Origin of the sequence: Massilia paldalensis, assembly GCF_044901715.1 — a bacterium.
GTDB lineage: Bacteria > Pseudomonadota > Gammaproteobacteria > Burkholderiales > Burkholderiaceae_D > Telluria > Telluria paldalensis.
The window spans coordinates 2,060,327-2,087,031 of the sequence record NZ_JBJCIU010000001.1 but is presented as its reverse complement, the minus strand read 5'-3'; the positions used below and the strand labels follow the sequence as shown (position 1 = coordinate 2,087,031).

Annotated in this window: 18 protein-coding genes and 1 pseudogene; 13 read left to right on the top strand and 6 right to left on the bottom strand. The window is 69.1% G+C overall.

The features are described 5' to 3' along the window. Window positions 1–89 precede the first annotated feature (89 nt). Together recJ and ACI1V7_RS09105 are read right to left on the bottom strand one after the other, a co-directional pair. Window positions 90–1,787 (bottom strand): single-stranded-DNA-specific exonuclease RecJ, encoded by a 1,698-nt coding sequence (gene recJ / locus ACI1V7_RS09110; protein ID WP_404531428.1) that lies wholly within the window; start codon window positions 1,785–1,787, stop codon window positions 90–92. Then, window positions 1,784–2,851 carry a hypothetical protein gene (locus ACI1V7_RS09105; protein WP_404531427.1) on the bottom strand — a complete coding sequence of 356 codons (1,068 nt, stop codon included), beginning with the start codon at window positions 2,849–2,851 and terminating at the stop codon, window positions 1,784–1,786. Before ACI1V7_RS09105 ends, recJ begins: the two co-directional genes overlap by 4 nt. A gap of 185 nt (window positions 2,852–3,036) precedes the next feature. On the opposite strand from ACI1V7_RS09105, the gene ACI1V7_RS09100 reads away from it, so the two are divergent. The 8 genes from ACI1V7_RS09100 to ACI1V7_RS09065 all read left to right on the top strand — a co-directional run bounded on the left by ACI1V7_RS09100 (window position 3,037) and on the right by ACI1V7_RS09065 (window position 16,960). Next, the gene (locus tag ACI1V7_RS09100) at window positions 3,037–4,302 is read left to right on the top strand and encodes a lipoprotein-releasing ABC transporter permease subunit (RefSeq protein WP_404531426.1); all 1,266 of its coding nucleotides are present in this window, start codon (window positions 3,037–3,039) and stop codon (window positions 4,300–4,302) included. Window positions 4,303–4,306: 4 nt separating this feature from the next. Continuing rightward, window positions 4,307–5,008, top strand: coding sequence for a lipoprotein-releasing ABC transporter ATP-binding protein LolD (lolD, locus tag ACI1V7_RS09095; RefSeq protein ID WP_404531425.1), 702 nt, complete (start codon window positions 4,307–4,309; stop codon window positions 5,006–5,008). A 20-nt stretch (window positions 5,009–5,028) separates the two neighbouring features. Continuing rightward, on the top strand, window positions 5,029–5,832 hold the full coding sequence (locus ACI1V7_RS09090; protein ID WP_404531424.1) for a TatD family hydrolase: 804 nt from the start codon (window positions 5,029–5,031) through the stop codon (window positions 5,830–5,832). 238 nt (window positions 5,833–6,070) lie between these two features. After that, the gene (locus ACI1V7_RS09085; protein WP_404531423.1) at window positions 6,071–8,986 is read left to right on the top strand and encodes a type VI secretion system Vgr family protein; all 2,916 of its coding nucleotides are present in this window, start codon (window positions 6,071–6,073) and stop codon (window positions 8,984–8,986) included. A 32-nt stretch (window positions 8,987–9,018) separates the two neighbouring features. Next, window positions 9,019–10,686, top strand: coding sequence for an esterase/lipase family protein (locus ACI1V7_RS09080; protein ID WP_404531422.1), 1,668 nt, complete (start codon window positions 9,019–9,021; stop codon window positions 10,684–10,686). Continuing rightward, entirely contained in the window at window positions 10,683–12,350 is a 1,668-nt protein-coding gene (locus ACI1V7_RS09075) for a T6SS immunity protein Tli4 family protein (protein WP_404531421.1), read from the top strand. Before ACI1V7_RS09080 ends, ACI1V7_RS09075 begins: the two co-directional genes overlap by 4 nt. Window positions 12,351–12,621: 271 nt before the next feature. After that, window positions 12,622–14,475, top strand: coding sequence for a hypothetical protein (locus ACI1V7_RS09070; RefSeq protein WP_404531420.1), 1,854 nt, complete (start codon window positions 12,622–12,624; stop codon window positions 14,473–14,475). Window positions 14,476–14,593: 118 nt separating this feature from the next. After that, window positions 14,594–16,960 (top strand): DNA internalization-related competence protein ComEC/Rec2, encoded by a 2,367-nt coding sequence (locus tag ACI1V7_RS09065; protein ID WP_404531419.1) that lies wholly within the window; start codon window positions 14,594–14,596, stop codon window positions 16,958–16,960. Between the two features lie 4 nt (window positions 16,961–16,964). Here ACI1V7_RS09065 and ACI1V7_RS09060 read toward each other — a convergent pair whose 3' ends face one another. The 3 genes from ACI1V7_RS09060 to ACI1V7_RS09050 form a co-directional block, all read right to left on the bottom strand. After that, entirely contained in the window at window positions 16,965–18,620 is a 1,656-nt protein-coding gene (locus tag ACI1V7_RS09060) for a DUF4214 domain-containing protein (RefSeq protein ID WP_404531418.1), read from the bottom strand. Between the two features lie 181 nt (window positions 18,621–18,801). Continuing rightward, window positions 18,802–20,337: a sensor histidine kinase gene (locus tag ACI1V7_RS09055; RefSeq protein WP_404531417.1), complete on the bottom strand. Its 1,536-nt coding sequence runs from the start codon at window positions 20,335–20,337 to the stop codon at window positions 18,802–18,804. Between the two features lie 2 nt (window positions 20,338–20,339). Beyond that, complete coding sequence (locus tag ACI1V7_RS09050) at window positions 20,340–21,026, bottom strand: response regulator (RefSeq protein ID WP_404531416.1); 687 nt, start codon at window positions 21,024–21,026, stop codon at window positions 20,340–20,342. Window positions 21,027–21,160: 134 nt separating this feature from the next. Between ACI1V7_RS09050 and ACI1V7_RS09045 the strand changes: the two genes are divergently transcribed. The 5 genes and pseudogenes from ACI1V7_RS09045 to dcd (ACI1V7_RS09025) all read left to right on the top strand — a co-directional run. After that, on the top strand, window positions 21,161–21,739 hold the full coding sequence (locus ACI1V7_RS09045) for a Spy/CpxP family protein refolding chaperone (protein ID WP_404531415.1): 579 nt from the start codon (window positions 21,161–21,163) through the stop codon (window positions 21,737–21,739). 14 nt (window positions 21,740–21,753) lie between these two features. Beyond that, on the top strand, window positions 21,754–22,683 hold the full coding sequence (locus ACI1V7_RS09040; protein WP_404531414.1) for a dioxygenase family protein: 930 nt from the start codon (window positions 21,754–21,756) through the stop codon (window positions 22,681–22,683). A 66-nt stretch (window positions 22,684–22,749) separates the two neighbouring features. Next, the gene (locus ACI1V7_RS09035) at window positions 22,750–23,592 is read left to right on the top strand and encodes an alpha/beta hydrolase (protein WP_404531413.1); all 843 of its coding nucleotides are present in this window, start codon (window positions 22,750–22,752) and stop codon (window positions 23,590–23,592) included. Between the two features lie 68 nt (window positions 23,593–23,660). Beyond that, window positions 23,661–24,227, top strand: a complete 567-nt coding sequence (dcd, locus tag ACI1V7_RS09030; protein ID WP_404531412.1) for a dCTP deaminase — start codon at window positions 23,661–23,663, stop codon at window positions 24,225–24,227. Between the two features lie 38 nt (window positions 24,228–24,265). After that, window positions 24,266–24,337, top strand: a pseudogene (gene dcd / locus ACI1V7_RS09025) (dCTP deaminase); the annotation flags it as partial. Window positions 24,338–24,428: 91 nt separating this feature from the next. Here dcd (ACI1V7_RS09025) and ACI1V7_RS09020 read toward each other — a convergent pair. Next, window positions 24,429–26,684, bottom strand: a complete 2,256-nt coding sequence (locus ACI1V7_RS09020; RefSeq protein WP_404531411.1) for an Orn/Lys/Arg family decarboxylase — start codon at window positions 26,682–26,684, stop codon at window positions 24,429–24,431. Between the last annotated feature and the right edge of the window lie 21 nt (window positions 26,685–26,705).

The window sequence follows — 26,705 nt, the reverse complement described above, 5'->3', positions numbered from 1 at the left end:
GGCAGGGACCCAATGTTTGCTTGCGTCGCCGCAGCACGAGCAAACATTCGGCCCCTGCCTGCGCAGGGGCGACGCTCTGATTTTCTGCGTTATGCCGGTTCAGCGTGCTCCACGAGCAGCTGCACCTTGGTCACGCCGTTGTACTCGTTGGCATCGAGCCGGAACGCCACCCGGGCCTGGTCGCCCAGCGCGTCCGTATGGCCGAACCAGATCGCGTCGTAGCGGCGGCCGTTCCGTTCCAGCAGCAGCTTGAGGTGCTTGTCCTTCAGGATGCGCTGGCTCACCACGCGGAATTCGTCGCAGAACACGGGCGGGGCGAAGCCCTGGCCCCAGACCTGGCCGTCGAGCAGCTCGATGAACTGGGTCGAGTAGAAATCGTCTTCCAGCGGCCCGTCGGTTTCCACCACACGCTCCAGCTGCGCCTCCGTCAGCCAGGCGCGGCCCACGGCCTCGAAGGCCTGGGTGAAGGTGTCGAAGTGCTCGCTGCGGATCGTGAGGCCGGCCGCCATCGCGTGGCCGCCGAACTTGTCGATCAGGCCGGGCACGCGCTTGGACACGAGGTCGAGCGCGTCGCGCAGGTGGAAGCCCGGGATCGAGCGCCCGGAACCCTTGATCCAGCCGTCGCCCGCGGGCGCGAAGGTGATCGTCGGGCGGTAGAATTTTTCCTTCAGGCGCGAGGCGACGATGCCGATCACGCCCTGGTGCCAGCCGTCGTCGAACACGGCGATGGTGCTGGCGTCGGCCGGATTGAACTCGTCCAGGTGCAGCAGGGCCGTCCCCTGCATGTCGGCCTCGATCTCGCGGCGCTTCAGGTTGATGTCGTTGAGCTCCTGGGCGATGGCCCAGGCGCGGCCCTCGTCGTCCGTCGTCAGGCACTCGATCCCGAGCGACATGTCTTCCAGCCTTCCGGCGGCGTTCAGGCGCGGGCCCAGCGCGAAGCCAAGGTCGAACGGCGAGGCATTGCGCGCCTCCCGTCCCGCCACCCGGAATAGCGCCGCCACGCCCGCGTGCATGCGGCCGGCGCGCATCCGCTTCAAGCCCTGCGCCACCAGGATGCGGTTGTTGGTGTCCAGCTTGACCACGTCGGCCACCGTGCCCAGCGCCACCAGGTCGAGCAGGTTGTCGAGCTTGGGCTGGGTCTGGGCGTCGAACACGCCGCGCCGGCGCAGCTCCGCGCGCAGCGCCAGCAGCACGTAGAACACGACGCCCACGCCGGCCAGGTGCTTGCTGGGGAAGCCGCATTCGGGCTGGTTCGGGTTGACGATCACGCGCGCATCCGGCAGCGTGTCGCCCGGCAGGTGGTGGTCGGTGACGACGACGTCGATGCCGCGCCCCTTGGCCGCTTCCACGCCATCGATGCTGGCGATGCCGTTGTCGACGGTGATGATGACGTCGGGGTTCTTCTCGCGCGCCGTCAATTCGACGATCTCGGGGGTGAGGCCGTAGCCGTACTCGAAGCGGTTGGGAACGATGTAGTCGACCGTCGCCCCCATCGCGCGCAGGCCGCGCAGGGCCACGGCGCAGGCGGTGGCGCCGTCGCAGTCGTAGTCGGCGACGATGGTCATCTTCTTGCCCGCGCCAATCGCGTCGGCCAGGTAGACGGCGGCGGCGTCGATGCAGCGCAGCTGGGCGGGCGGCAGCAGGGCCTGCAGTTCGCTGGCCAGCTCGCGCGCGTCGGTCAGGCCGCGCGCGGCGTACACGCGCGCCAGCACGGGGTGGATCCCGCCCTGGCGCAGTATTTCGCTGTTGCGCACGGGGCAGGGGCGGATCGAGATACGGGTCTTCACGTCAGTGCTTCCAGGGTCGGACGGCGCCAGAACTTGCGCTGGGCCATCGGGGTCGTCGTGGTGTCCAGGTGGCCGTCGCGGTGGCTCAGCACCAGGCGCAGGTCCTTGACCGTGCCGGTGCGGACCAGGTCGAGCGCGGGCGCGAACAGTTCGGTTTCCAGCAGCTGCATCTGTTCCAGCCATCCGCCCCAGTCGGCGGCGATGGCGGGTGCTGCCACGTTGCCGCACACGAGCAGCAGCGCGCCATCCTGCTTGCCGAGCACGTCGGCCGGCCGCGCGGGACGCTCGTGCGCCAGCGCGCCCAGCCAGCCGGGCACCGACCATGCGGCTAGGCGCGGCGGATGGAAGCTGCGCAGGCCGGCGTTCGCGACCAGCTTGTGCGCATGCTCGGTGGCCATGCTCGCTTCTCCCCACGGCCAGAAGGAATTGATGGCGGACTGGCCGCGCGCCTCGCGCTCGGCATTGACGGGGTGGGTGTACCAGGTCACCTGCACCTCGTTCTGCAGCTTGCGGAATGCGCGCGCCGGCGGGCCGGACGGCATCCAGTCCGTCAGGTTCATGCCGACGGCCGCGTCCGGGGTCGACGTGCTGATCTCGTCCCAGGCGTCGGCGCGCATGAACCAGGTGTCGGCGGCGCCGTATTCGAGCGCATGGCCCGCTTCCTCGAAGCAGGGGCGGGCGCTGTCGAACAGGGCGCGGCCCTCGTCCTCGCGCAGGTCGAGCTGGCGCATGTCGCCCATCAGCAGGTGGGTGCGGGCGATCTGGATATGCGTGGGATTGACGACGAACCAGCGGCCGTCGTCCGGGTCGAGGCCGTAGCCGCGCATCGCCGCGGCGGCCACGCCGGGCACCAGGCCATCGCTGCCGTGCGACAGCCCCAGCGCGTCGGCGATCCACAGTTCGTGCGGCAGCGCGCGGGCTGTGCCCGGCAACGGCACGCGGCGTGACGACGACGACTTCGATAATAGCGCGGCCAGGGCCGGCGCCTGCAGGGCGCGGACCAGTTCGGGCGCGAATTCGGGAGCGGGGAGGGCGAACGGCAGGACGAGCGTAAGTTGGGCCATACCGCTATTTTAAGCGAAACGGACCGGCAGCGAGCACTCGGCCAAGCGCCGCCACGCTGCGCCCGCCCCATGGTCGGGCAGGCATTTTTGTCAACGTGAAGAAAATGTTATTCCAATTGTGACAAGCCCCCACACGGATGAGCGTTGTGTGGCACACTGCGGGTCCGGAAAGATTTACATGGGCCATGAGCATCATCCACAAATTGCCGTACGAATGGCTGGTCGGGCTGCGCTACACGCGGGCCGGCAAGCGCAGCAGCCGTAACAGCTTCATTTCCTTCATTTCCCTGATCTCGGTGTCCGGCATCGCGCTCGGGGTGGCGGCGCTGATCGTGGTGCTGTCCGTCATGAACGGCTTCCAGAAAGAGGTGACGGACCGCATGCTGTCCGTGCTCGCCCACATCGAGGTGTTCGACGCCAGCGGCGCCATGCCCGACTGGCAGCAGGCCGAGAAGGACGCGCGGCGCAACCCGGCCGTGCGCGGTGCCGCGCCCTTCGTCGAGACCCAGGGCCTGCTGGTGAAGGACGACACGATGAAGCCGGCCGTGATCCGCGGGATCCTGCCGTCCAAGGAAGGCGAGGTGTCGAGCGTCGCGAAGCAGATCCGCCAGGGCAGCATCGAGAGCCTGCAGAGCGGCCGATTCAACATCGTGCTGGGCTATGCGCTGGCGCGCTCGCTGGGCGTGGGCATCGGCGACAAGGTCAACATGCTGCTGGCGCAGGGCACGATGACGCCGGCCGGCCTGGTGCCGCGCTCGCGCCTGTTCACCGTGTCCGGCATCTTCGAGGCGGGCCACTACGAATTCGATTCCAGCATGGCCTTCGTCGACATCGAGGACGCCCAGCGCATGGTGCGCCAGCAGGCGCCGTCCGGGCTGCGCCTGCGCATCGCCGACATGCACCAGGCGCCGCAGGTGGCCCAGCAGCTGAAGGCGTCGATGCCGGGCGACCTCGTGGTGCGCGACTGGTCCAAGCTCAACGCCAACTGGTTCGCGGCCGTGCAGACGGAAAAGCGCATGATGTTCATCATCCTCACGCTGATCATCGCCGTGGCCGCGTTCAACCTCGTCTCGACGCTGGTGATGACGGTGACGGACAAGCAGGCCGACATCGCGATCCTGCGCACGCTCGGCGCATCGCCGCCGTCGATCATGAAGATCTTCATGGTCCAGGGCGCGCTGGTGGGCATCATCGGCACGGTCGTGGGCGTCGCCCTGGGCGTGCTGGTCGCGCTGAACATCGACGTCATCGTGCCCTTCATCGAACACCTGCTCGGCATCCAGTTCCTGTCCAAGGACATCTACTTGATCAGCGAGATCCCGTCGGACATGCGCTGGCCCGACGTCATCAAGATCGGCGGCGTCTCCGTGCTGCTGGCCTTCGTCGCGACGATCTACCCGAGCTTCACGGCATCCCGTGTCAAACCGGCCCAGGCCCTGCGTTATGAGTGAAACCATGAACCAATCGACTGCCGGCATGCCGGTCCTTACCGCCCGCGGCGTGGGCAAGACCTTCCGCCAGGGCGACTATGCCGTCCAGGTGCTGGACCACATCGACTTCTCGATCGCGCGCGGCGAGCGCGTCGCCATCGTCGGGGCGTCCGGCTCGGGCAAGTCGACGCTGCTGCACATCCTGGGCGGCCTGGACACCCCCAGCACGGGCACGGTGGCGCTGCAGGGCGAGGATTTCGCTACGCTGTCGGAAACCCGGCGCGGCGAGCTGCGCAACTCCTCGCTGGGCTTCGTCTACCAGTTCCACCACCTGCTGCCGGAATTCTCGGCGCTCGACAACGTCGCCATGCCCCTGCTGATACGCCGCGTCGAACGCGAGGAAGCGGTGCGCCGCGCCGAGGCGATGCTGGCCCGTGTGGGCCTGACCAAGCGCGCCGTGCACCGTCCGGGCGAACTGTCGGGCGGGGAACGCCAGCGCGTGGCGCTGGCGCGCGCACTGGTGACGGAGCCGGCCTGCGTGCTGGCCGACGAACCGACGGGCAACCTGGACCAGGGCACCGCGCAGGCGATCTTCGACCTGATGCTGGAGCTGTCGAAGACCCTCGGCACCGCCTTCGTCATCGTCACCCACGACCCGGAACTGGCACGCCGCTGCGACCGCATGCTGCGGCTGACGGACCAGGGCCTGCAGCCGGCCCAGGCCTGACCAGCGCGGGACCGCAGGCCATGTGGATTGATACCCACTGCCACCTCGACGCCCATGAATTCGGCGCCGAATCGCTGGACGTCGCGCGCCGTTCGGCCGCGCTGGGCGTCGGGATGATCGTGATCCCGGCGGTGGAGGCGGCCGCGTTCGACGGCGTGCGCGACCTGGCGGCGCAGGCGCCCAACGCCAGCTATGCGCTGGGGATCCATCCGATCTTCGTGCCGCGCGCCACCGACGCGGACCTGGAATTCCTGCGCGAGCGCGTGGAAGCGTCGCTGTCCGACCCGCGCTTCGTGGCGATCGGCGAGATCGGCCTCGACTACTTCATCCCCATGCTGTGCGAACCGGACATGCGCGCCAAGCAGGAGCGCTTCTTCCGCGAGCAGCTGCGCATCGCGCGCGATTTCGGCCTGCCCGTGCTGACCCACGTGCGCCGCTCGCAGGACCAGGTGCTCAAGCACGTGCGCCAGATCCGCCCGCCTGGCGGCATCGCCCACGCGTTCAACGGCAGCTTCCAGCAGGCGCAGAACTTCATCGACCTGGGATTCCACCTCGGCTTCGGCGGCGCCATGACCTTTACGCGCGCGCTGCAAATCCGGCGCCTCGCGGTCGACCTGCCGCTCGAGTCCATCGTGCTCGAGACGGATGCGCCCGACATTGCTCCCGCCTGGGTGCACCCGGGCCGCAACAGCCCGGAGCAGCTGCCCCAGATCGGGCGCACATTGGCCGAACTGCGCGGCATGCCGGAGGACGCCGTGCGCGCCGCGTCGTTCCGCGCCGCGCTGGCCTGCATGCCGCGACTGGTTCCCCTCGTCGGCGCCTGACGCCACCCGGCGCGCATGCGCGCCATCCTGCCCGCATTGGTGAGAGTGCCGAAAGGTGGTTCGGGTTCCGCCGTATTGCGCCGGCGCGAGCGGCGCGGCCGGACGGGGCACCGCTCGCGACCATGCCACACACGTAAAGTTCGCGCCGGAGCCTTCTGAGCCAAGCCAATTCCGCCTCCGGCGAAGCGTGAAAAAATTCCCTCTCGTGCCGCATCGCGGCGAACGGCGAGGAGAGACAGTGGACATCGGCGGCGAATTCCAGCGCGTGTTACAGCACGAGAAATCCCTGAGCACGGCGCACCGGCCGCTGCGCCTGCGCCTGGCCCACGGCAGCGGCCCGCTCGACGACGTGCTGCTGCCGCAGCGCGTGCGGGGCAGCGAAGCCGTGTGCGGCGGCATCGACTACCGCGTCGCCTGCCTGTGCGGCAATCCGGCGCTGCCGCTCAAGGAGCTGATCGCGCTGCCGGCCGAGATCCAGTTCGTCACCGACCGCGGACAGCTGCGCAGCGTGTGCGGCATCGTCACCGAGGCGCGCGCCGGCGACGCCGACGGCGGCCTGGCCGCCTACGAGCTGGTGCTGCGCGACGTGTTCGCCGTCATGGACAAGCGCACCAACAGCCGCGTGTTCCGGTTCCAGAACGAACTGGAGATCGTGCAGGCGCTGTGCGACGAATGGCGCCACGCGAATACGGTGCTGGGCGCCGCCTTCGAACTGGAGCTCGATCCCCTGTTCGACCTGCGCCAGTTCCCGCCGCGCGAACAGACGATGCAGCACAACGAATCGGATGCCGCCTTCGTGCGGCGCCTGCTGCGCCGGCGCGGCATCGCCTGGCTGTTCCGCCCCGGCCGCAGCCGCGACACGGCCGTCGATCCGGCCGGGGACGGCACGCCAGCCCACACGCTGGTGCTGTTCGGCGACGCGAACGGGCTGCCGCGCAGCAGCGCCGGGGGCGTGCGCTACCACCGCGACGCCGCCGCCGGCGGCCGCGACACCATCACTTCCTGGACCGCCGCGCGCCGCCTGCAGCCGGGCGTCACCACGCGCCACAGCTGGGACTACAAGCATCCGGGCGGCCCGCAGTTCATGACGGCCAGCGCCACCAGCAGCGCCGACCAGGGCCCCAGCGGCAACCGCCTCGCGGCCACGCTGGACGACTACCTGGTCGAGATGCCGCATGCGGGCAACGACGTCGACGACCACTGGCGCCTGGGCCAGGTGCGCATGGACCGCCACGCGTTCGAGAGCAAATGCTTCCATGGCGAAGGCAGCGTGCGCGATTTCCGTGCCGGCGAGTACTTTACATTGGAAGACCACCCGGAGATCGACCTGCACCCGGCGCCGGAGCGCGAGTTCGTGATCACGGAGCTGCGCGTCACGGCCGACAGCAACCTGCCGCGCGAACTCGAGATGCGCGCCCGGCGCCTGCTGGCATCGCTGGATGCAGGCGGCGCGTGGCGCCTGGCGCAGCCGGGCCACCCTGGCACGCCGGGCGTCCCGGGGGTCCACATCGCCTTCACGGCGGTGCGGCGCGGCATCCCGATCGTTCCCGCATTCGATCCGCGCACCGACCTGCCGCATCCGCAGCTGCAGAGCGCCATCGTCGTCGGCCCGCCCGGCGAGGACGTCCATTGCGATGCGCTGGGCCGCGTCAAGATCCGCTTTCCCGGCATGCGCGCCGGCGACCACGATCGTGCGCCCGGCGTTGGCGCGGCCGGAGCGGCGTCCGCATGGGCTGGGAATACGGCAGGGAATGTGGCAGGGAATGTGGCAGGGAGCGCGGGGGCGAATATGGCGGCGGATGCGGCGGCGGATTCGGCCTGGGTGCGCGTCGCCTCCAATTGGGCGGGCAACGGCAGCGGCAGCCGCCACCAGTCAGGTGCCATCGGGCTGCCGCGCGTGGGCACCGAGGTGCTCGTCGCCTTCCTGGGCGGCGATCCGGACCGGCCCATCGTGCTGGCCCAGCTCTACAACGGCCGCGCCGCGCCGCCCGCGTTCGCCGGCGCCGGCGATTTGCCGGCCAACCGCTACGTCTCCGGCACGCGCTCGCGCGAGGTGCAGGGAGCACGCGGCAGCCAGCTGCGCTTCGACGATACGCGCGGCGAGATCAGCGCCCAGCTGGCCAGCGACCACGGCAGCTCGGAGCTCAACCTGGGGTGGCTGGCGCAGCCGCGCGGGAGCGCCGGCGCCGTGGCGCGCGGGGAGGGCGCCGAACTGCGCAGCGACCTGTCCGTGGCCGTGCGCGGCGCCCAGGGCGTGCTGATCAGCGCCGAGCCCAGTCCGGGAGCGGCGGGCGGCCAGCTCGACCGTGCCGGTCTCGTGGGGCTGGCCGACGTCCTGCAGGGCATCCTGGACGAGGTCGGCAAGCTCGCGGCCGTCCACGGAGCGAGCGAACGGCCGGACGAGGCGCCGGCCGGAGAACGTCTCGGCCAGCTCGTCGACAAGCTCAAGCGCTGGCATGCGGGCAGCAACGTCGCCGAAGGGCAGGAGGGCGGGGGCCAGCCGATCCTGGCGGCGACGGCGCCCGCCGGCGTCATCGTCGCCAGCAGCGAGAACCTGGCGCTGGGCGCGGCCAGCAAGGTCGACGTCGTCAGCGCCGGCGACACGGACGTGGCGGCGGGGCGCAACCTGTTCCTGCGCGCGGCGCGCAGCGTCGCCCTGTTCGCCCACGAGCTGGGCGTCAAACTGATGGCGGGGCGCGGCGACATCGTCATCCACGCCCACCAGGGCAATATCCAGATCAAGTCATCGGGCCGCATCAGCCTGATCGCCGCCGAGCGCATCGAACTCGACGCGCCCACCGTGCGCGTGGTGGCGCCCGGCGCGCAGACCGACTGGGCCGACGGCACCATCACGCACCAGAGTCACGCCCGCGAAGTGCACAAGGCTTCGGAGTTCGTGCACCTGGGCCCGGACGGCGCCGCGCCGGGCGGCCTCGGCATGCCGGTGTCCCACCTGCACACCGACGAATACGTGGTGCTGACCCACCAGCAGACAGGCCTGCCCGTGCCGAACCAGCGCTACCGCGCCACCTTCGAGGATGGCCGCGTCGTGACCGGCCGCACCGACGCCCAGGGCCGCACCTCCCTCCTCACAGGCGAAGTGATCGGCGAAGTGGACATGGCCTTCCTCCCCGACGACGACACCTGCCGCTGAGGCGGCCCCCTTCCACCCCATACGGAGCGCGCATGGCCGACCCGACCCGCCCCTTGCCCAACCTCGTCCCGCAGCCCGACGGCAGCTGGACCGGCCGCACCGTCCTGACCCCCACCGCGTTCACCACCCGCGGCCGCTTCACGCTGCCGCCGTCGAAGGTGATCCCCGTGATCGTGGTGCCGGGCATCATGGGGAGCAACCTGCGGGCGGCCACCAGTCCGGCGAAGCGGGCGAACAAGGCGCTCGGTCCGGGGGAGGCGGCGTGGCGCGCGCCGAATGGGAAATTCGAGGGACTGAAGACCGCGCGCAAGTGGAAGCACCTCACGCCCGCCACGCGGCAGGATCTGCTGCATCCCGATACGGTGGAAGTGGACGACCGTGGCGACATCCACCTGCCGCTGGAAGCCCGCAGCTATGGCCTGTCGGAAGCCGAAGTGCGGGAGCGGGACTGGGGCGAAGTGCATTGGGACTCGTACGGCAGCCTGCTGTACGGCCTGCACGTGAACCTGAACCATACGTTCGACATGGATCCCCTGGACAACGTGCGCACGATCTGCCGCCACTGGAAGGAAGTCATGGCCTGCGATCCGGCGCGCTGGGGTGTGCGGAACATCGACAGGATCACGGAAGCGGAACTCGAACAGCACGCACGCTTTCACTTTCCCGTGTACGCCTGCGGCTATAACTGGCTCGCATCGTGCGGCGATTCTGCCGGTCTGCTGCGCCGCAAGATCGAGCGCGTCATCGCTTTCTGGAACGAGCGCCGGCGCGAATGCGGCAAGGTGATCCTGGTCACCCACTCGATGGGCGGACTGGTCGCGCGTGCGTGTGCGAAGCAGATACCCGAGCAGATCCTGGGCGTGATCCATGGCGTCATGCCTGCGTTGGGCGCACCCGCATGCTATCGGCGCATTGCATGCGGCACAGAGAGCTGGAGTCCGAGCAATGGCGTCGTGGCCAACAAGACGGCGGAAGCGATCGCCGGCATCCTCGGCGCGACGCCCGCCGCAACGATGCCCGTGATGGCCACGTCGCCCGGCGCCCTGGAGCTGCTGCCGAACCATCTTTATCCGAAGCCCTGGATACACGTCCATACGGTCAGCACGATCAACCATCGCGAGGTCATGCGCGACATCGTGCATCTGCCCAGCGGCGATCCCTACGATTTTTACCGTGACATGCAGTCGTGGTACCGGCTGGTCGACCCCTTGCTGCTCGATCCCGCGCACCGGTACCGGGATGAGGAGGCAGGCAAGGAGGCGGTGCGCCAGGCCATCGCCCGGGCCGAACGCTTTCATCGCGAGATACTCGGTACCTACTACCATCCGAATACCCATGTGTTCTACGGATCGGATCCGGCCCAGCTGTCCTTCGGCGCCGTGCACTGGGTGGCGCGCGATCCCGCCAATGGCGCCGTGTACACGGAGGCCAACCTGCGCGGCGGCGCCATGGCCGGCTACGCGCCCGGCGGCGGGCGGCGGGTGCGTGTCGAAGGGCACAGCAGCCTGCTGTTCGTGCCCGCCCGCCAGGATGCGCCAGGCGACGGCACCGTGCCGCATCAGTCCGGATCGGGGCCGCGCGCGCAAGTCCAGCAATCGTTCGAAGTCCGCGGGTTCGATCATCAGGAGGCATACAAGCACGAGGCCGTCCAGTTGTTGACCCAGCATCTCATTGCCAAACTGGTGCAGAAAATGCCATGACGTTGACGAGGAAGCGTGGATGGCGCGGGCTCATCGTTTTGCTGGCGGCCCTTGTCTGCGCGGGTACCTGGGGCGCCAACCAGGTACGCAGCATGAGGGACAGATCCGAGGTGGCGAAAATGACGGAAGAGATGAAAACGGTATGCGTTGGACGCTTCCTCGTCGATGTGCCGGCTCGGGCAGAGGTGACATTGTCGCGTCAGATGATTGCGGGCTTCGAGATCGACACGGTCGAGGAGAGCGAGCCGGATTTCGTCAAGCGCATGACGGCCCGCGAGGCGGACATCGCCGCGTCCGGCGCCGACGGCGAGCGCGGCGGCATGGTCGAGGCGCGCGACCTGCGTGCTCCCGGCATGCGCGGCCGGACCTTCATCCATGGCCGAAGTCGCGGCTATCTGATGGAGGGAGAACGGCGTGTCCCCATGGAGTCGGTGTCGGTCGAATCGCATGCGCACCTCGACGGGTTCAGCTTCTCGCTGTCCGCGAAGTTCACGAAGGAAAGCAGTGCGGCGGAAGCCGAAGCGCTGCTGGCACGGCTGCGCCTCCGTGGCGAGGACGAGGTGCCGTCTGCACCCGGTTTCTGTATCTGGCGTGGCATCTTCGTGGAACCATTACCGCCGCATAAAACCGAACACATCGCCATGCACATGGGCCTGGCCGATCACCCTGACTTGGCCGTGGGCATGTCGAGCATGCCCGGAGGCGGCGCAGATCCCGATTTGCTGGCCCGGGTCGCCGAGACGGACGCTTCCGCCAGTGCCGACGAACTGCTGCGTGTCACGAAACTGCGTGCGCAACAGCGCGTCATCAACGGTATCGGGGGCGAGGAAGTGCTGGAGAAAGTGCGCGAGCTCAACTTCACGACGGGATACGGCTTCATGTGGGAAGCGCGGGGTACGACGGGCGACCCCATGCGGCCCTCCTTGCTATTGCTCCTGGAAACGGGCACCAGCCCCCGGGCCGGCGGCAAGCCGGTCGACTCCAGCCTGCATGAGGATGCCGTGCTGGCCTTATGGGAGCGGATTTCCTCGACATTGCGCGTGCGCCCGTCGGGGGATCCGCAAGCGAGCAGCGCAGAGTCCGGTCCGCCGACGCTGCCACTGGGCGCGACCGTGCGCGCCGGGGAGCCGTGCCCCCATGCCGGCTGGTGGCGCTGCGGCGAGGGCGGCCCCGGCGTCGATGTGCAGGGGGGAGCCGTACAGTTCATCCGGCAGGGAGAAACGATGCCGCAGGCACTGCTGCTGCCGCGCCAGACGATGTGGCAAAGGCTGCGCAGCGTCCAGCCCAGTGTCGAGCCGACGAGACTGACGACATGGACGCTGGTCGACAAGCGGCAACGGCCAAGGCTGCCATCCATCGTCGCCCTGGCGCCTGCCGGCCTGGCGACCCGCGCCGCGGATGCCGGCGCAGAACCGACGTCGGCGCCTGCGCTGGGAACCGGCCGCAGGACCGGCGACATGTGTCCTGCCAGTGGCTGGTGGCGCTGCGACGAAGCGAATGCGCTGGACGGGACACGCTGGTTCGGACGCGGCAGCGTGCTGCCCGCCGCAACGTTCCTGGTGCCGGCTGGGTTGTTCGGACGCTCCCCCGGACCCGACGTCATCCAGCGCCGCAGTACATGGCGACTGGTACGGCGCGCCGAGTCGGCCCACGCCCAGGCATGATCCGCCGTCCATGGCGAACGTGGCGCCGTGGACCCGACGATCCGACGGTCCGACGATTCGGCGTGCCTGGTCGGGGCAACGGCGGTTGAAGATGCATAAAAGAAATTATAATAATGGCCTCGCTCTCTCTGGCCAGCATCATGATTCTCTCGCACGCGTTACGTATTGCCGATCCGCTTCCCCGACGGGAGCCAAACGGTTCGCACGTCCCGGAGGGGCACGCCGCGGCGTCAGTCCGGGTGGGGCCGGGGCCGACGTGGGGGGCGGGCGCATGACGGTCGTGCAGCGCGCGCTGGCGGCAGTGGACGCCTGGTTCATCCGCCGTACGGGATGGCTGGACCGGCCGCGCGCGGCCGCACTGGCAGCGCTGCTCGTTCCCGTGCTGTTCGGGCTGGCGTCGCTCGTCGCCGGCCAGGACGACAACTGGGACCTGCGCAACTATCACCTGTACAACGTCTACGCGCTGCTGAACGACCGCATCGGCTTCGACCTCGCGCCCGCGCGCTTCCAGACCTATTTCAATCCCACGCTGGACTTGCTGTACTACGGCCTGCACCGGTGGCTGTCGCCGCCCGCGACGGGCTTCGTCATGGGGGCGCTGCACGGCATGAATGTCGTGCTGCTGTTCGGGATCGCACGTGCGCTGGCGGGCACCGGCCCGGGCGTGCGCCTGCCGCTGCTGCTGGCTTGCGCCTGCATCCTGGGGCCGGGCTTCCGCGGCGAACTGGGCAATACCATGGGCGACAATACGACGGCCCTGCTGGTGCTGGGCGCGCTTTACCTGATGCTCGCGCGTTGGGATGTGCTGGCCGACCGCGTGGCGAAGGCGGCGCCCGTCGTGCTGGGTGCCGGCCTGCTGGTGGGGTTGGGCACGGGATTGAAGCTGACCAATGCGCCGTATGCGGTGGCCCTGCTGCTGGCGTGCCTGGCCCTGCCGCTGCCATGGCGCCGGCGGCTGGTGCTGGCCGTCCTGTTCGGGCTCGGGAGCCTGGCCGGGGTGGCACTGACGGGGGGCTGGTGGTTCCACAAGATGTGGCACATGTTCGGCAACCCCTTGTTCCCGCAATTCAACAATATCTTCCACAGCCCGTGGGCGACGGAAAACGGCGTGATCGACGCCTATTTCCTGCCGAAGACGCTGCGCGAATACCTGTTGTGGCCGTTCATCTTCGCCGCCGACTCCGGCCGCGTGACCGAGGTGGCGACGCGGCTCGTCATGTGGCCCGTCGCCTACGGGCTGTTCGCCGCCTGGGGCCTGGCATCGTTATGGCGCCGCTGGCGCGGCGTGCGCCTGCCATCGATGAGTCCGCGCGCGCGCTTCTTCCTGCTGTTCGTCGGCCTGTCCTATCTCGTCTGGATGCGCACGTTCAGCATCTACCGCTACCTGGTGGCGCTGGAGCTGCTGGTGCCGCTGGCGATCTGGCTGCTGTGGCGCGCGATCGTCGTCGAGGAACGGACGGCGCAGCGCCTGGCGGGCATGACGCTCCTCGTGCTGCTGCTGTGCGCCATCCCGACGCCGCGCTGGGGCAATGCGCTGTGGGGCGAGCGGGCCTATAGCGCGGAGGTGCCGGCATTCCCGGCGCCCGCGCAGAGCGTGGTCTTCATCGCCCAGCCCGAGCCGCCGATGGCATGGCTGGCCACCCTGTTGCCGCCACAACTGAAATTCATCGGGGTCGGCACCGGCTTTCCGGAGTCGCCGGCCTGGCGCGAGCGCATGCGCCGGGCAGTGGCCGAACGGGCCGGCCCCCATTACGTGCTGCTGGGGGCGGTCAAGCACGAAAAACTGAACACGCTCGAGAACAAGCTGGCCGTGGTCCGGTGGCTCGGGTTGACGGAGGATGCGGCCGGCTGCGCGCGGCTGGAGCGGCTGGGCCGCGTCGTGCGGCTGCAGGCGCAGGTGGAGCGCCTGCCGGCGGGCGGCTGCACCCTCGCGCTCCCGCCCGAACAGCGCGAAGTCGACCTGGACACGCCCAACCGTGCCATCGTCGCGGCTGCGGCGCAGCACCTGGCGCAGTACGGCATCGGCGTCGATGCCGCCAGTTGCCGGACCTACGGCGCCGCGGTGGCCCGCCGCACCTACCGCTACCAGCTGTGCCTGGCGACGCCAGCCATGAATCAGGAGTAATTGCCCCGAGATCGCCGCGCTGTTGCAGATCATGCGCGGCGCGGCGCGCGGTGCCCGTGACCCTTCAGCCTGCGTAAGATGTCCGCTACCGAGAGTGTATGGTGGAGGGGCCTGCGTCATGCGGATCGTCATCCTGGGCTTTGTCGCCGGCGCCGCCCTGTTGCAATGCCAGCCGGCGCTGCCGCCATGGCCGGCGTGGGTGCCGGGACTTGCCTTGCTGGCTGCTTGCGGCATCATCCGGCGGCGCGGCTGGCGCGTGCCGTGCCTGGCCATCGGCGGTGTGCTGGTCGGCGTCGGCTGGGCGGCATGGGTGGCGGCCGGCGTGCTGGCGGACGGGCTGGCGCCGGACGACGAGGGGCGCGACATCACGCTGGTCGGCACCATCGACAACTTGCCCGTCCGTGTCGACGGCGGCGTGCGTTTCCATCTGGCCGTCGAACGCGTCGTCGGCACCCCGGCCGTGCCGCCACGCGTCGCGCTGTCGTGGTACGGCGGGCGGCGCGACGGGGCGGCACCGGCAGGCGACGTCCAGCCGGGCGAGCGCTGGCAGCTCGCCGTGCGCCTGCAGCGGCCCCATGGCAATGCGAACCCGGGCGGGTTCGACTACGAAGCCTGGCTGCTGGAGCAGGGCGTGCGCGCGACCGGCTACGTGCGGACATCGTCCAGCGCGAACCGGCGCCTGGACCCGTTCGTCCCCGGCGTCGGCAACCTGGTCGAGCGCAGCCGCGCCATGCTGCGCGAGCGCATCCTGCGCGCACTGGATGGCAAGCCGTACGCCGGGGTCATCGTGGCGCTCGTGATCGGCGACCAGCGCGGCATCGACCAGGCCGACTGGCAGGTGTTCAACCGGACGGGCATCGGCCACCTGATCTCGATCTCCGGGCTGCACATCACGATGATCGCGGGGATGGCGGCACTGGCCGCCTCGTCCTTGTGGCGCCGGTCCTTCTTCACCGATGCGCAGCTGCCCCTGCTGCTGCCCGCGCAGAAGGTGGCGGCATTGGCGGGCGCCGTCGTCGCGCTGCTGTACGTGCTGCTGGCGGGCTTCGGCGTGCCGGCCCAGCGCACGCTGTACATGCTGTCGGTGGTGGCGCTGGCGCTGTGGATGGGGCGGATCGGCGCCGTCTCGCACGTGCTGTGCGCGGCGCTGTTCGTCGTCGTCCTGCTCGATCCGTGGGCCGTGCTGTGGCCGGGCTTCTGGCTGTCGTTCGGCGCCGTCGCGATGATCCTGTTCGCCGGCCACGGCCGCATCGCCGCGCGCCATGCCGGCTGGCGGGGTGCGCTGCTGTCTGCCGCCCGCACGCAATGGGCCGTCACGCTCGGACTGGTGCCGCTGACGATGCTGCTGTTCGGCCAGGTGTCGCTGGTGGCGCCGCTGGCGAACGCGTTCGCGATTCCGCTCGTGAGTTTCGTCGTCACGCCGCTGGCGCTGGCCGGCAGCCTGCTGCCCGCGCCCTTGTGCGGCTGGATGCTGACGCTGGCCCATGCGTGCGTGGCGCTGCTCGCCTTCCTGCTGGCGCAACTGGCGGGGCTTCCCGCGGCGGTCTGGCGCGCGCCGTCGCCTTCGGCCTGGATCTTCCTGCTGGCGCTGGGCGGCACGCTGTGGCTGCTGATGCCGCGTGGCTGGCCGCTGCGCTGGACCGGCGCCGTCGCCTGGCTGCCCTTGCTGGCCCAGCTGCCGGACAGTCCCGACCCTGGCACCTTCCGCGTCACCGCGTTCGACGTGGGGCAGGGCATGGCGCTGCTCGTCGAGACGCGCGGACACCGTCTCCTGTACGACACGGGGCCGGCGTACGGGCCGGGAGCGGATGCCGGCAACCGCGTCCTCCTGCCCTACCTGCGCATGCGCGGCATCGGGGCGCTCGATGGCATGGTGGTGAGCCATGGGGACACCGACCACACGGGCGGCGCCGTCGCCGTGCTGCGAGAGGTCGACACGGGCTGGCTGGCCTCGTCGCTGGCGCCGGCGCATCCGGCCGTGCGCGCGGCCCGCCGCCACGTCCCCTGCGCGGCCGGGCAGCGCTGGGACTGGGACGGCATCCGCTTCGAGATGCTGCACCCCGCGCCGGGCAGCACCGCGGAGGCGGGCCTGAAGGCGAACGCGAAGAGCTGCGTGCTGCGGATATCGGACGGCCGCCATGCCGTGTTGCTGGCGGGGGATATCGAGGCGGCCCAGGAAGCAAAGCTGGTAGCGCAGGATCCGGCGGGGCTGCGCGCCGACGTGCTGCTGGCGCCGCACCACGGCAGCGGGACATCGTCGACGCCCGCGTTCCTGGACGCCGTCCGGCCGCGCACGGCGGTGTTCCAGGTCGGCTACCGCAACCGCTACAGGCACCCGAACAAGAGCGTCTACGAACGCTATGGCCAGTTGGGTATCGAGCGCCTGCGCACCGACGAGACGGGCGCGCTGACGCTGGAGTTCGGCGCCGCCGTGCGGGTCGCGGGCTGGCGCAAGGGCCGTCCGCGCTACTGGTACGGTCGCTGAGCTTTCACGCCGCCGGTGCGTAGGCGACGCCGTTCTGCATGACACCGACCAGGGTCGCGACGTTCTCCGCGCTCTGGCTGAAGTTGGCCAGCACCTCTGCCGCGGTGGCGCCCTTGTGCTCCATCGCGTCCACCCAGAAATCGAATCCGGCGGCGTCGGCCGCGCGGTGCAGCACGTTCTGGTAGTAGCGGCCGACGATGTCGGCGCTGCTGGCGTTGGCGCCGTACAGCTGCCTGAACTCGTCCGCGCCGACGAAGGATTTGGCCACGTCGAGCAGGCCGAGGCCGTGGTCCATGCCGTCGATCCAGTAACCCAGGCCCGCCGCGTCGGGGGTGCGGTTGAACGCCGCCTGATACAGGCGGTAGGCCTGGCCGGCGACGCCGTCCAGGCCGACGTCGAGCGCAACCGCACCGTCGCTGAACCGGATGCGTTCGATGCCGCTCAGCGTGTCCGTCCCCGCCGCGTCCCTCAGCGTGAAGCTGCCGTCCGTCTGCCTGGCGATGCTCGCGGACGCGCGGGCGCCTGCATAATCGACCCGATCCAGCCCGTCGCCGCCGGCGATGGTGGCGCCGCGCGGACCGGCGGTGAACAGGTCGTCGTGCGCGCTGCCGGTGAGCGTCTTGTACAGGGCCGAGCCGTACAAGTGCACGCCGGCGCTGGCGTCGATCGAGACGGCGACGGGCGCGCTGTCCAGGAGATGGGTGCCGTCGCGCACCGTGAGCTGGCTGGCTTTCAGCCCGGGGTCGATCACGGCGTCCAGGACCCAGTGTCCGCTGGCGTCGGCCTTGGTCTGCGCCACCACGACGCCGTGCTCCAGGATGCTGGTGGTCGAGCCGGCCAGTGCCGTTCCGCTCAGGTGGACCAGATTGCTGTTCGTGGCGGCGACCACGGCGCCATCCCCGACCGCCGGCGCGACGAGCGCCTTGCCCGTCATGCTGCCGTCCGAAAGCTTGATGCCGTCAAGAAAATTCACGCTGTATCCGAGTCCCTGCAGGATCAGCAAGTCCAGTTCGCTCATCGCATAGTGGTGGCCCCTGTAGAAGTACAGGCCGGTCATCACGTCGTCCAGGTCGCCGCTCTGCAGGTTGGTGGCGTCGCCGAGATGGGTGTAATTCTGGGTGTCGGACGTCGTCGTGACCTGTACCGGGTCGATGCCATGGGCCGCGAAGCCCGGCATGTCCAGCAGCAGTTTGTCCCCCGACGCCGTGCTGTGGGCGTCCCAGCGGGTGCGGTAGGTGCTCGCGTAGGCGCCGGTGGCGTCCCGATACGAGTTGATGCCCATGCCATGCATCACTTCGTGCAGCAGCACGGACATGCCATCCGTCTTCGTGTTCGGGATGGTGCGCGGCGCATCGTAGGCGAGCGTGTCGAAATACAGGGACTTGAAGTAGTCGGTGGTCGGGTCGACCCAGATCGTCAGGTCGGCGCTGCTGCCGTTCAGGTTGGCCCCGGCGGCCAGTTCCTTGGCTGCCGATGCGATCATGTAGTCGAGTCCGTTGTCGACGTGGTCCGGCAGGGTAGCCCCGCCCCCCGCAAAGCGACCGGTGCTGGTGGCGTCGACTTTGACGAGGACGTTCAGCGTGGTGCTGCCGTTCACGAATTTGTTGAGGTAGGTGATGACGGATTGCAGCGATGCGGTGAACAGGTTCTTGTCCGTCAAAAAATTTTGCGGATCATCATACTTGACGTCAACATTCCACATACCGGTCCTCTACTTGCCGAAAGGTACAGGTTACCACAGGGAAACTATTTTGTGGCGGTGCAATGGACCACGAGGACGTCTGATGCGAGGAGAAGCCTGCTTCCCGGGGAGCGCCGGCCGCGCACGGCGCACGTCCCCGCTAGGCGGCACGCGGCTCGGCGCGGCGCTCGGGCTGGCGCTGCGCCAGCGGCAGCGTGATCGTCACCCGCAGACCGCCCGCCTCGCGGTTGGCGGCGGCGATCCGTCCGCCGTGCGTCTCGACCACGCGCTTGGCGATCGCCATGCCCAGGCCGTGGCCGTCGACGTTGTTCGCGGTCGGGTTCGAGCGGAAGAAGGGTTCGAACACGTCGCCCAGGTGTTCCTCGGCGATGCCCGGGCCCTGGTCCAGCACCGCGACGTGGACCTCCGTGCCGTCCGGGTGGACGCCGATCTCGACGCGGCCGCCGGCGCCGTGCTTGACGGCGTTGCGCACGATGTTCTCGACGGCGCTCCACAGCAGGTCGGGCGCGCCGTGCACCGTCACGGGCACCGGCGCATCGACGTCGATCCGGGCGCCGCTCTCGAACCGCGCGTCGTCGGCGATCTGGTCGACCATCTCGACGAGATCGACCGCTTCGCTGGCTGGCAGCTGATTCGACGCCTCCAGGCGCGACAGCGTCAACAGTTCGCCGACGAGGCGGTCCATGCGCACGCTTTCGCGCTCGATGCGTTCCAGCGTCGGCTGGATGCGGTCGGGCTGCTGGTGGGCCAGGCCGATCGCCGCCTGCAGGCGCGCCAGCGGCGAGCGCAGTTCGTGCGAGACGTCGTGCAGCAGGCGCCGCTGGCCGTCCATCAGGGCGCGCAGGCGCGCGCTCATGCGGTCGAAGTCCTGGCCCAGTTCGGCCAGCTCGTCGCCGATCAGGCGCGGACGGCGGGCGGCGAATTTCGGCGCCAGGTCGCCCGCCGCTGCCGCTTCGAAGGCGTTGCGCAGGGCGCGGATGGGGCGCGAGAAGTACCAGGCGAGCAGGGCGGCGAACAGCAGGCTGGCCAGCGTCGCCGCGACGATCGGCAGCCAGCGGCCGACGTGGCGCCCGAATTCCGGCGGCAGGCCGAACCAGCCGCCCCCCGGGCCGCCACGTCCCATGCCAGGGCCGGGCGGCATGCCGGGCGGGGGCATGCCGGGGCCGGACGGCGGCCGGCCCGCGCCCGGCGTAAAGCCCGGACCGATGCCCGGACCGAAGCCCGGACCCTCGATGCCGAAGCCGGGCGGCATGCCCTCCGGTCCCTGCGCCCGCGGGGCGCGCGAAGCGAAGGTGAGGTAGCTGCGGCCGTCGGCGCCGGACAGGCGGGTTACGGCCCAGGTCGGGCCGTCGCCCGTGAGGCTGCGCTCCACTTCCTCGCGCAGGCGCGTCGGCACGGGGCGCCCCAGCAGCTCGCGGCCCTGTTCGTCCAGGACGTACAGCCGCACCCGGCGGCTCGACGCCGCCAGCTCGCGCAGGCCGTCGACACCGCCGTGCCTGAGCGTGGCGCGGGCGGCATCGAGCATGATGGTGGCCGGCGGGCTGGCGTCCAGCGTGGGCTCGCCGTTGCGCTGGCGCGCCTGGTCGCGCAGCCAGATGGTGCCGCCGATGCCGATCGTGGCCGCCACCTGGGCCAGCAGGATCGACAGGAAGAACTTCCAGAACAGCCGGCCCATCGTCACTCGCGGATCAGCTGGTAGCCGAGACGGTAGACGGTCTGCAGGCAGGAACGGCCGTCCGACAGCGTGCCCAGCTTGTGGCGCAGGCTGGACAGGTGGACGTCGATATTGCGGTCGAAGCGGGCCAGCGGCCGGCCCAGGCCCTGTTCGGACAAGTCGTTCTTGCTGACCGGGCGCCCGGCATTGCGCGCCAGGACTTCGAGCAGGTTGAATTCGGTGCTGGTCAGTTCCAGCGGCCGGCCATCCCAGGTGGCGCGGCGCTGTTCGGGCAGCATGGTCAGCTTGCCGACGGTGAGCGTGATCCCGGGGCCCTCGTTGGCCGATCCCTGCGTGCGGCGCAGGATGGCGCGCACGCGCGCCGTCAGTTCGCGCGGGGTGCAGGGCTTGGTGACGTAGTCGTCGGCGCCCAGTTCCAGGCCGAGGATGCGGTCGGCGTCGTCGCCGCGTCCCGTCAGCATCAGGATAGGCAGGCGGCTGGCGGCACGGATGCGGCGCAGCGTCTCGATGCCGTTCATGCGCGGCATCATCACGTCGAGCACGGCGATCGCGTATTGGCCGCTCAACGCTTCGCGCGCGCCGGCCTCGCCGTCGTGGGCGCAGGCGACCCGGAAGCCTTCCTGTTCCATGTATTCGGTGAACATGGCCACCAGTTCGGTATCGTCGTCGATGAGCAGTACGTGGTTCATGCTGCCATCTTAGCAAAGCGCACCCGTGCGGGCGCGGCCGGTGGCGCTTCTTTACCTCGTTTTACAGGGGGTTAACGCCTCTTAACATGGCGGCAACGGAGAATGGACGTTCCGAACCACACAGGGTGCCGACCATGAAATCCACACGCCGACCGCTGGCCGCCGCGCTGCTCGCGACCTCGATCATTACCTCGTTCACGCTTTCCCTTCCTGCCGCCGCCGCCACGCCGGACGCCGCCCCCGCGCCCGGCCCGGATGCCGGCGTGCCCGATGCGCCGCCGGGTGGTCCGGAGGGCCACGGCTTCGGTCCGGGCGGCCGCGGGCCGGGTCCCGGCATGCCGTTCTGGCACTTCCACGGCTTGAACCTGTCGGAAGCCCAGCAGGACAAGGTGTTCAACATCATGCACGCCCAGGCACCGCAGCGCCGCGAACACGAGAAGGCGATCCGCAGGGCCGAGGAGAGCCTGCGCGCACTGCGCCGCGCCGACCGCTTCGACGATGCACGGGCCGCCGCGCTGTCGCGCGACCTCGGCCAGGCGATCGCCGCGGCCGAACTGCTGCGCGTGCGCACGGACGCCCAGCTGCTCGCCGTGCTGACGCCGGAGCAGCGCGCCACGCTGCGCCAGCGCCACGAACACGGTCCGGGCCGTGCTCCCGGCGGCGACGGCGGTCCCGACCGCGCCGACGGTCCCACCCAGCGGGGTGGCGAATGAGGAGGCCGCACGATATGCACGAGCACCTTGGCGACCATGGCGCCGACCATGCGCGCGGCCTGCAGGCCGACCTCGAACGCCTGCTGTCTTCGGCCGCCGACCGCCGCACCTCGCTGCGCTGGCTGTTCGCCGGCGTCGGCGCGGCGGGCCTCCCACTGGCCGGTTGCGGCGGCGGCTCGGACGGTTCGGACGCCGCGAGCGCCGCCTCCAGCACCGTGTCGACGGGCACGACCGGTACGACGGGCAGCACGACGACAGGCAGCACGACCACCGGCAGCACGGGCAGCACGGGCACCGGCTGCGCCGTCATCCCCGAGGAGACGGCCGGTCCGTATCCGGGCGACGGCAGCAACCGCAATGCCGGCGGCGTGGCCAATGCGCTGACGCTGTCCGGCATCGTGCGCCGCGACATCTGCGCGAGCGTGGGCAGCGGGACCGCCACGGCGGCCGGCACTCCGCTCACCGTCAGGCTGCAGCTGGTGAACGTGGGCGCGAGTTGCGCGACGATCCCCGGCTCCGCGCTGTACCTGTGGCACTGCGACCGCGACGGCAACTACTCGATGTACGCGAGCGGCCTGACGAGCGAGAACTACCTGCGCGGCGTGCAGGAGGCGGATGCGGACGGCGTCGTGACCTTCACGACGATCTTCCCCGGCTGCTATGCGGGCCGCATGCCGCACGTGCACTTCGAGGTCTATCGCAGCCTGTCGGCCGCCACCAGCGCCGCCAACAAGATCAAGACCTCGCAGTTCACGTTCCCGCTGGACGTGCTGAATACCGTGTACGCGACCAGCGGCTACGCGTCCAGCGCGCGCAACCTGTCGGGCATCAGCTATGCGACGGACAATGTGTTCAACGACGGCGTCACGCTGCAGATGGGGACGGTGACGGGCTCCGTCACCGAGGGCTACACGGTCACGTTGACGGTAGGTGTTTCCCTCTAATAAAGACGCGGATGCGCGTTGGCAGCATTACAATGGGTGCCCGTGTTTTACGTGCCGAATCATTCGATGACCCGACCGCTGCTGCATTTCGTCCATGGGAACAGTTATCCGTCCGGCGCCTACGGCCGCCTGCTGGACGCGCTGCGCGACCACTACGACGTGCGCACGACGGACATGCTGGGCCACGATCCGCGCTATCCCGTCGACGACAACTGGCACGGCCTGGTCGCGGAACTGAGCGCCCAGCTGGAGGCCTACCCCGAGCCGGCCATCCTCGTCGGCCATTCGCTGGGCGGCGCCGTGGCCATGCTGGCCGCGGCGCGCCGTCCGGCACTGGCGCGCTGCGTCGTGATGCTGGACTCCCCCGTCGTGGGCGGCTGGCGCGCCCTGTTCTGGCGGCTCATCAAGATCCTTGGGCTGGGACGGCGCCTGTCGCCGGGCGGCGTCGCGCTGCGCCGGCGCCACCTGTGGCCGTCGCGCGAGGCGGCCTACGAACACTTCCATGCCAAGCCGCTGTTCCGCGCCTGGGCGCCCGGCGCGCTCGACGACTACCTGGAGCACGGCTTGGTGCCGCACGCGGACGGCGTCCAGCTGCGTTTTTCGCGCGAGGTCGAATCGGCGATCTACAGCACGCTGCCCCACGACATGGACGGCATCCTGCGCGCGCCGTTTCCCGTGCCGATCGGCTTCGTCGCCGGCACGGACTCGCTGGAACTGCGGCGCGCGGGCCTGGAAGCGACGCGGCGCCTGGTCGGCGACAAGCTGGTCACGATTCCCGGCACCCACCTGTACCCGATGGAGTCGCCGAAGCTGACGGCCCGGCTCACGCACGAGATGATCGAGCGCCTGCTCGCCGGTGGACAAACGGGTGGGCAGGGCCGTGGCGGCCGCATGGCGGTTGCCATATAAAAACCGGCGGGAATAGCGTAAAATCGCGGGATTGACATCTTTACCAATTCAGGAAGCGAAGCCCAGCGATGAGTATCAAGAGCGACAAATGGATACGCCGGATGGCGGAACAACAGGGCATGATCGAACCGTTCTCGCCGAACCAGGTGCGCGAGGCCGATGGCCGCAAGATCATCTCGTGGGGCACCTCCTCGTACGGCTACGACATCCGCTGCGCGGACGAATTCAAGGTCTTCACCAACATCAACAGCACGATCGTCGACCCGAAGAACTTCGATTCGAACTCCTTCGTCGACATCAAGAGCGACGTCTGCATCATCCCGCCGAATTCCTTCGCGCTGGCCCGCACCATCGAGTACTTCCGCATCCCGCGCAACGTGCTGACCGTCTGCCTGGGCAAGTCGACCTATGCGCGCTGCGGCATCATCGTCAACGTCACCCCGTTCGAGCCGGAATGGGAAGGCTATGTGACGCTGGAGTTCTCGAACACGACCCCGCTGCCGGCCAAGATCTACGCGGGCGAGGGCTGCGCCCAGGTGCTGTTCTTCGAAAGCGACGAAGTCTGCGAGACCTCGTACAAGGACCGTGGCGGCAAGTACCAGGGCCAGCACGGCGTGACGCTGCCCAAGACCTGAGCGGCCGACCGTTGCGGACAAAAAAAAGGGGCCTCGGCTGCGAGACCTCGTACAAGGACCGTGGCGGCAAGTACCAGGGCCAGCACGGCGTGACGCTGCCCAAGACCTGAGCGGCCGACCGTTGCGGACAAAAAAAAGGGGCCTCGGCCCCTTTTTTTCATGCGCGGGCCCGGTTCGCTCCGGGCCTGCGTCGTGCCTGCCTCAGTCCTGCTTCACGCAGTCGACGAAGTAGCCGCGCTTGCCGTCCACCTCGCGTTTCACCAGGCCGTGCACGTCCGTCTCGAAGCCCGGGAAGCGCTCGTTGAAGTCGCGTGCGAAGCGCAGGTAGTCGACGATGGTCTTGTTGAAGCGTTCGCCCGGGATCAGCAGGGGGATGCCCGGCGGGTACGGGGTCAGCAGGATGGCCGTGATGCGGCCTTCCAGTTCCTCGATCGCCACGCGCTCGATCTCGCGGTGCGCCATCTTGGCGAACGCGTCCGACGGCTTCATCGCCGGGACCATGTCCGACAGGTACATCTCCGTCGTCAGGCGTGCCACGTCGCGCGACTTGTAGAAGTCGTGGATCTGCTGGCACAGGTCGCGCAGGCCCCAGGATTCGTAGCGCGGGTTCGCCGCCGTGAATTCCGGCATGATGCGCCACATCGGCTGGTTGCGGTCGTAGTCGTCCTTGAACTGCTGCAGCGCCGTGACGAGCGTGTTCCAGCGGCCCTTGGTGATGCCGATGGTGAACATGATGAAGAACGAGTACAGGCCGCACTTCTCGATGATGACGCCGTGCTCGGCCAGGTACTTGGTCACGATCGAGGCCGGGATGCCGGACTCGCCGAACGAACCGTCCAGCGACAGGCCCGGCGTCACCACGGTGGCCTTGATCGGGTCCAGCATGTTGAAGCCTTCGGCCAGCTTGCCGAAGCCGTGCCAGTCGTCCTCGGCATGGATCATCCAGTCGGACTGGGTGCCGATGCCTTCCTCGCTGAAGTCCTGCGGACCCCAGACCTTGAACCACCAGTCGTCGCCGTACTCGGCATCGACCTTCTGCATGGCGCGGCGGAAGTCCAGCGCCTCGTAGATCGATTCCTCGACGAGGGCGGTGCCACCCGGCGCTTCCATCATCGCCGCGGCGACGTCGCACGAGGCGATGATCGAGTACTGCGGCGAGGTCGAGGTGTGCATCAGGTAGGCCTCGTTGAAGGCATCCTGGTCCAGCTGCACCGTTTCCGATTCGCGCACCAGCACCTGCGATGCCTGCGACAGGCCCGCGAGCAGCTTGTGCGTCGACTGCGTCGAGAAGATCATCGACTGCTTGGCGCGCGGGCGGTCGCGGCCGATCGCGTGCATGTTCTTGTAGAAGTCGTGGAAGGTCGCGTGCGGCAGCCAGGCTTCGTCGAAGTGCAGCGTGTCGATCTCGCCGTCCAGCAGTTCGCGCAGCGTCTCGACGTTGTACACGACGCCGTCGTAGGTCGACTGCGTGATCGTCAGGATGCGCGGCTTCTTGTTCTTGGCGTCGCGGGCGAACGGGTTCGCTTCGATCTTGCGGCGGATCGACTCGGGCGAGAACTCTTCCAGCGGGATCGGACCGATGATGCCCAGGTTGTTCCGGGTCGGCATCAGGAACACGGGGATCGCGCCGCACATGATGATCGAGTGCAGGATCGACTTGTGGCAGTTGCGGTCGACGACGACGATGTCGCCCGGCGCCACGGTCGAGTGCCAGACCATCTTGTTCGAGGTCGAGGTGCCGTTGGTGACGAAGTAGCAGTGGTCGGCGTTGTAGATGCGCGCGGCATTGCGTTCCGACTTGGCGACGGGGCCCGTGTGGTCCAGCAGCTGGCCCAGTTCCTCGACGGCGTTGCAGACGTCGGCGCGCAGCATGTTCTCGCCGAAGAACTGGTGGAACATCTGGCCGATCGGCGACTTCAGGAACGCCACGCCGCCCGAGTGGCCGGGGCAGTGCCAGGAATAGGAGCCGTCGTTGGCGTAGTTCACCAGCGCGCGGAAGAACGGCGGCGCCAGCGAATCCAGGTAGGCCTTGGCTTCGCGGATGATGTGGCGCGCGACGAATTCCGGCGTGTCCTCGAACATGTGGATGAAGCCGTGCAGCTCCTTCAGGATGTCGTTCGGGATGTGGCGGCTGGTGCGGGTCTCGCCGTAGATGTAGATGGGGATGTCCGAGTTCTTGTGGCGGATCTCCTGGACGAAGGCGCGCAGGCCGGCCAGGGCGATCTCCGCTTCCTCGTGGGTGCCGCCGCCGAATTCCTCATCGTCGATCGACAGCACGAAGGCCGAGGCACGCGACTGCTGCTGGGCGAACTGGGCCAGGTCGCCGTAGCTGGTCAGGCCCAGGACTTCCATGCCTTCCTTCTCCATTGCCGCGGCGAGTGCGCGAATGCCGAGACCCGACGTGTTCTCGGAACGGAAATCCTCGTCAATGATGACGATGGGGAAACGAAATTTCATGGACAGCTCCAAAACGAAGCG

What these genes read in the sequence shown, in the direction of transcription:
- ACI1V7_RS09105 (WP_404531427.1), bottom strand. Translation starts at nt 2,851, where the DNA reads ATGGCCCAACTTACGCTCGTCCTGCCGTTCGCCCTCCCCGCTCCCGAA.
- ACI1V7_RS09100 (WP_404531426.1), top strand. Translation starts at nt 3,037, where the DNA reads ATGAGCATCATCCACAAATTGCCGTACGAATGGCTGGTCGGGCTGCGC.
- lolD (WP_404531425.1), top strand. Translation starts at nt 4,307, where the DNA reads ATGAACCAATCGACTGCCGGCATGCCGGTCCTTACCGCCCGCGGCGTG.
- ACI1V7_RS09090 (WP_404531424.1), top strand. Translation starts at nt 5,029, where the DNA reads ATGTGGATTGATACCCACTGCCACCTCGACGCCCATGAATTCGGCGCC.
- ACI1V7_RS09080 (WP_404531422.1), top strand. Translation starts at nt 9,019, where the DNA reads ATGGCCGACCCGACCCGCCCCTTGCCCAACCTCGTCCCGCAGCCCGAC.
- ACI1V7_RS09075 (WP_404531421.1), top strand. Translation starts at nt 10,683, where the DNA reads ATGACGTTGACGAGGAAGCGTGGATGGCGCGGGCTCATCGTTTTGCTG.
- ACI1V7_RS09070 (WP_404531420.1), top strand. Translation starts at nt 12,622, where the DNA reads ATGACGGTCGTGCAGCGCGCGCTGGCGGCAGTGGACGCCTGGTTCATC.
- ACI1V7_RS09065 (WP_404531419.1), top strand. Translation starts at nt 14,594, where the DNA reads ATGCGGATCGTCATCCTGGGCTTTGTCGCCGGCGCCGCCCTGTTGCAA.
- ACI1V7_RS09055 (WP_404531417.1), bottom strand. Translation starts at nt 20,337, where the DNA reads ATGGGCCGGCTGTTCTGGAAGTTCTTCCTGTCGATCCTGCTGGCCCAG.
- ACI1V7_RS09050 (WP_404531416.1), bottom strand. Translation starts at nt 21,026, where the DNA reads ATGAACCACGTACTGCTCATCGACGACGATACCGAACTGGTGGCCATG.
- ACI1V7_RS09045 (WP_404531415.1), top strand. Translation starts at nt 21,161, where the DNA reads ATGAAATCCACACGCCGACCGCTGGCCGCCGCGCTGCTCGCGACCTCG.
- ACI1V7_RS09040 (WP_404531414.1), top strand. Translation starts at nt 21,754, where the DNA reads ATGCACGAGCACCTTGGCGACCATGGCGCCGACCATGCGCGCGGCCTG.
- ACI1V7_RS09035 (WP_404531413.1), top strand. Translation starts at nt 22,750, where the DNA reads ATGACCCGACCGCTGCTGCATTTCGTCCATGGGAACAGTTATCCGTCC.
- dcd (WP_404531412.1), top strand. Translation starts at nt 23,661, where the DNA reads ATGAGTATCAAGAGCGACAAATGGATACGCCGGATGGCGGAACAACAG.
- ACI1V7_RS09020 (WP_404531411.1), bottom strand. Translation starts at nt 26,684, where the DNA reads ATGAAATTTCGTTTCCCCATCGTCATCATTGACGAGGATTTCCGTTCC.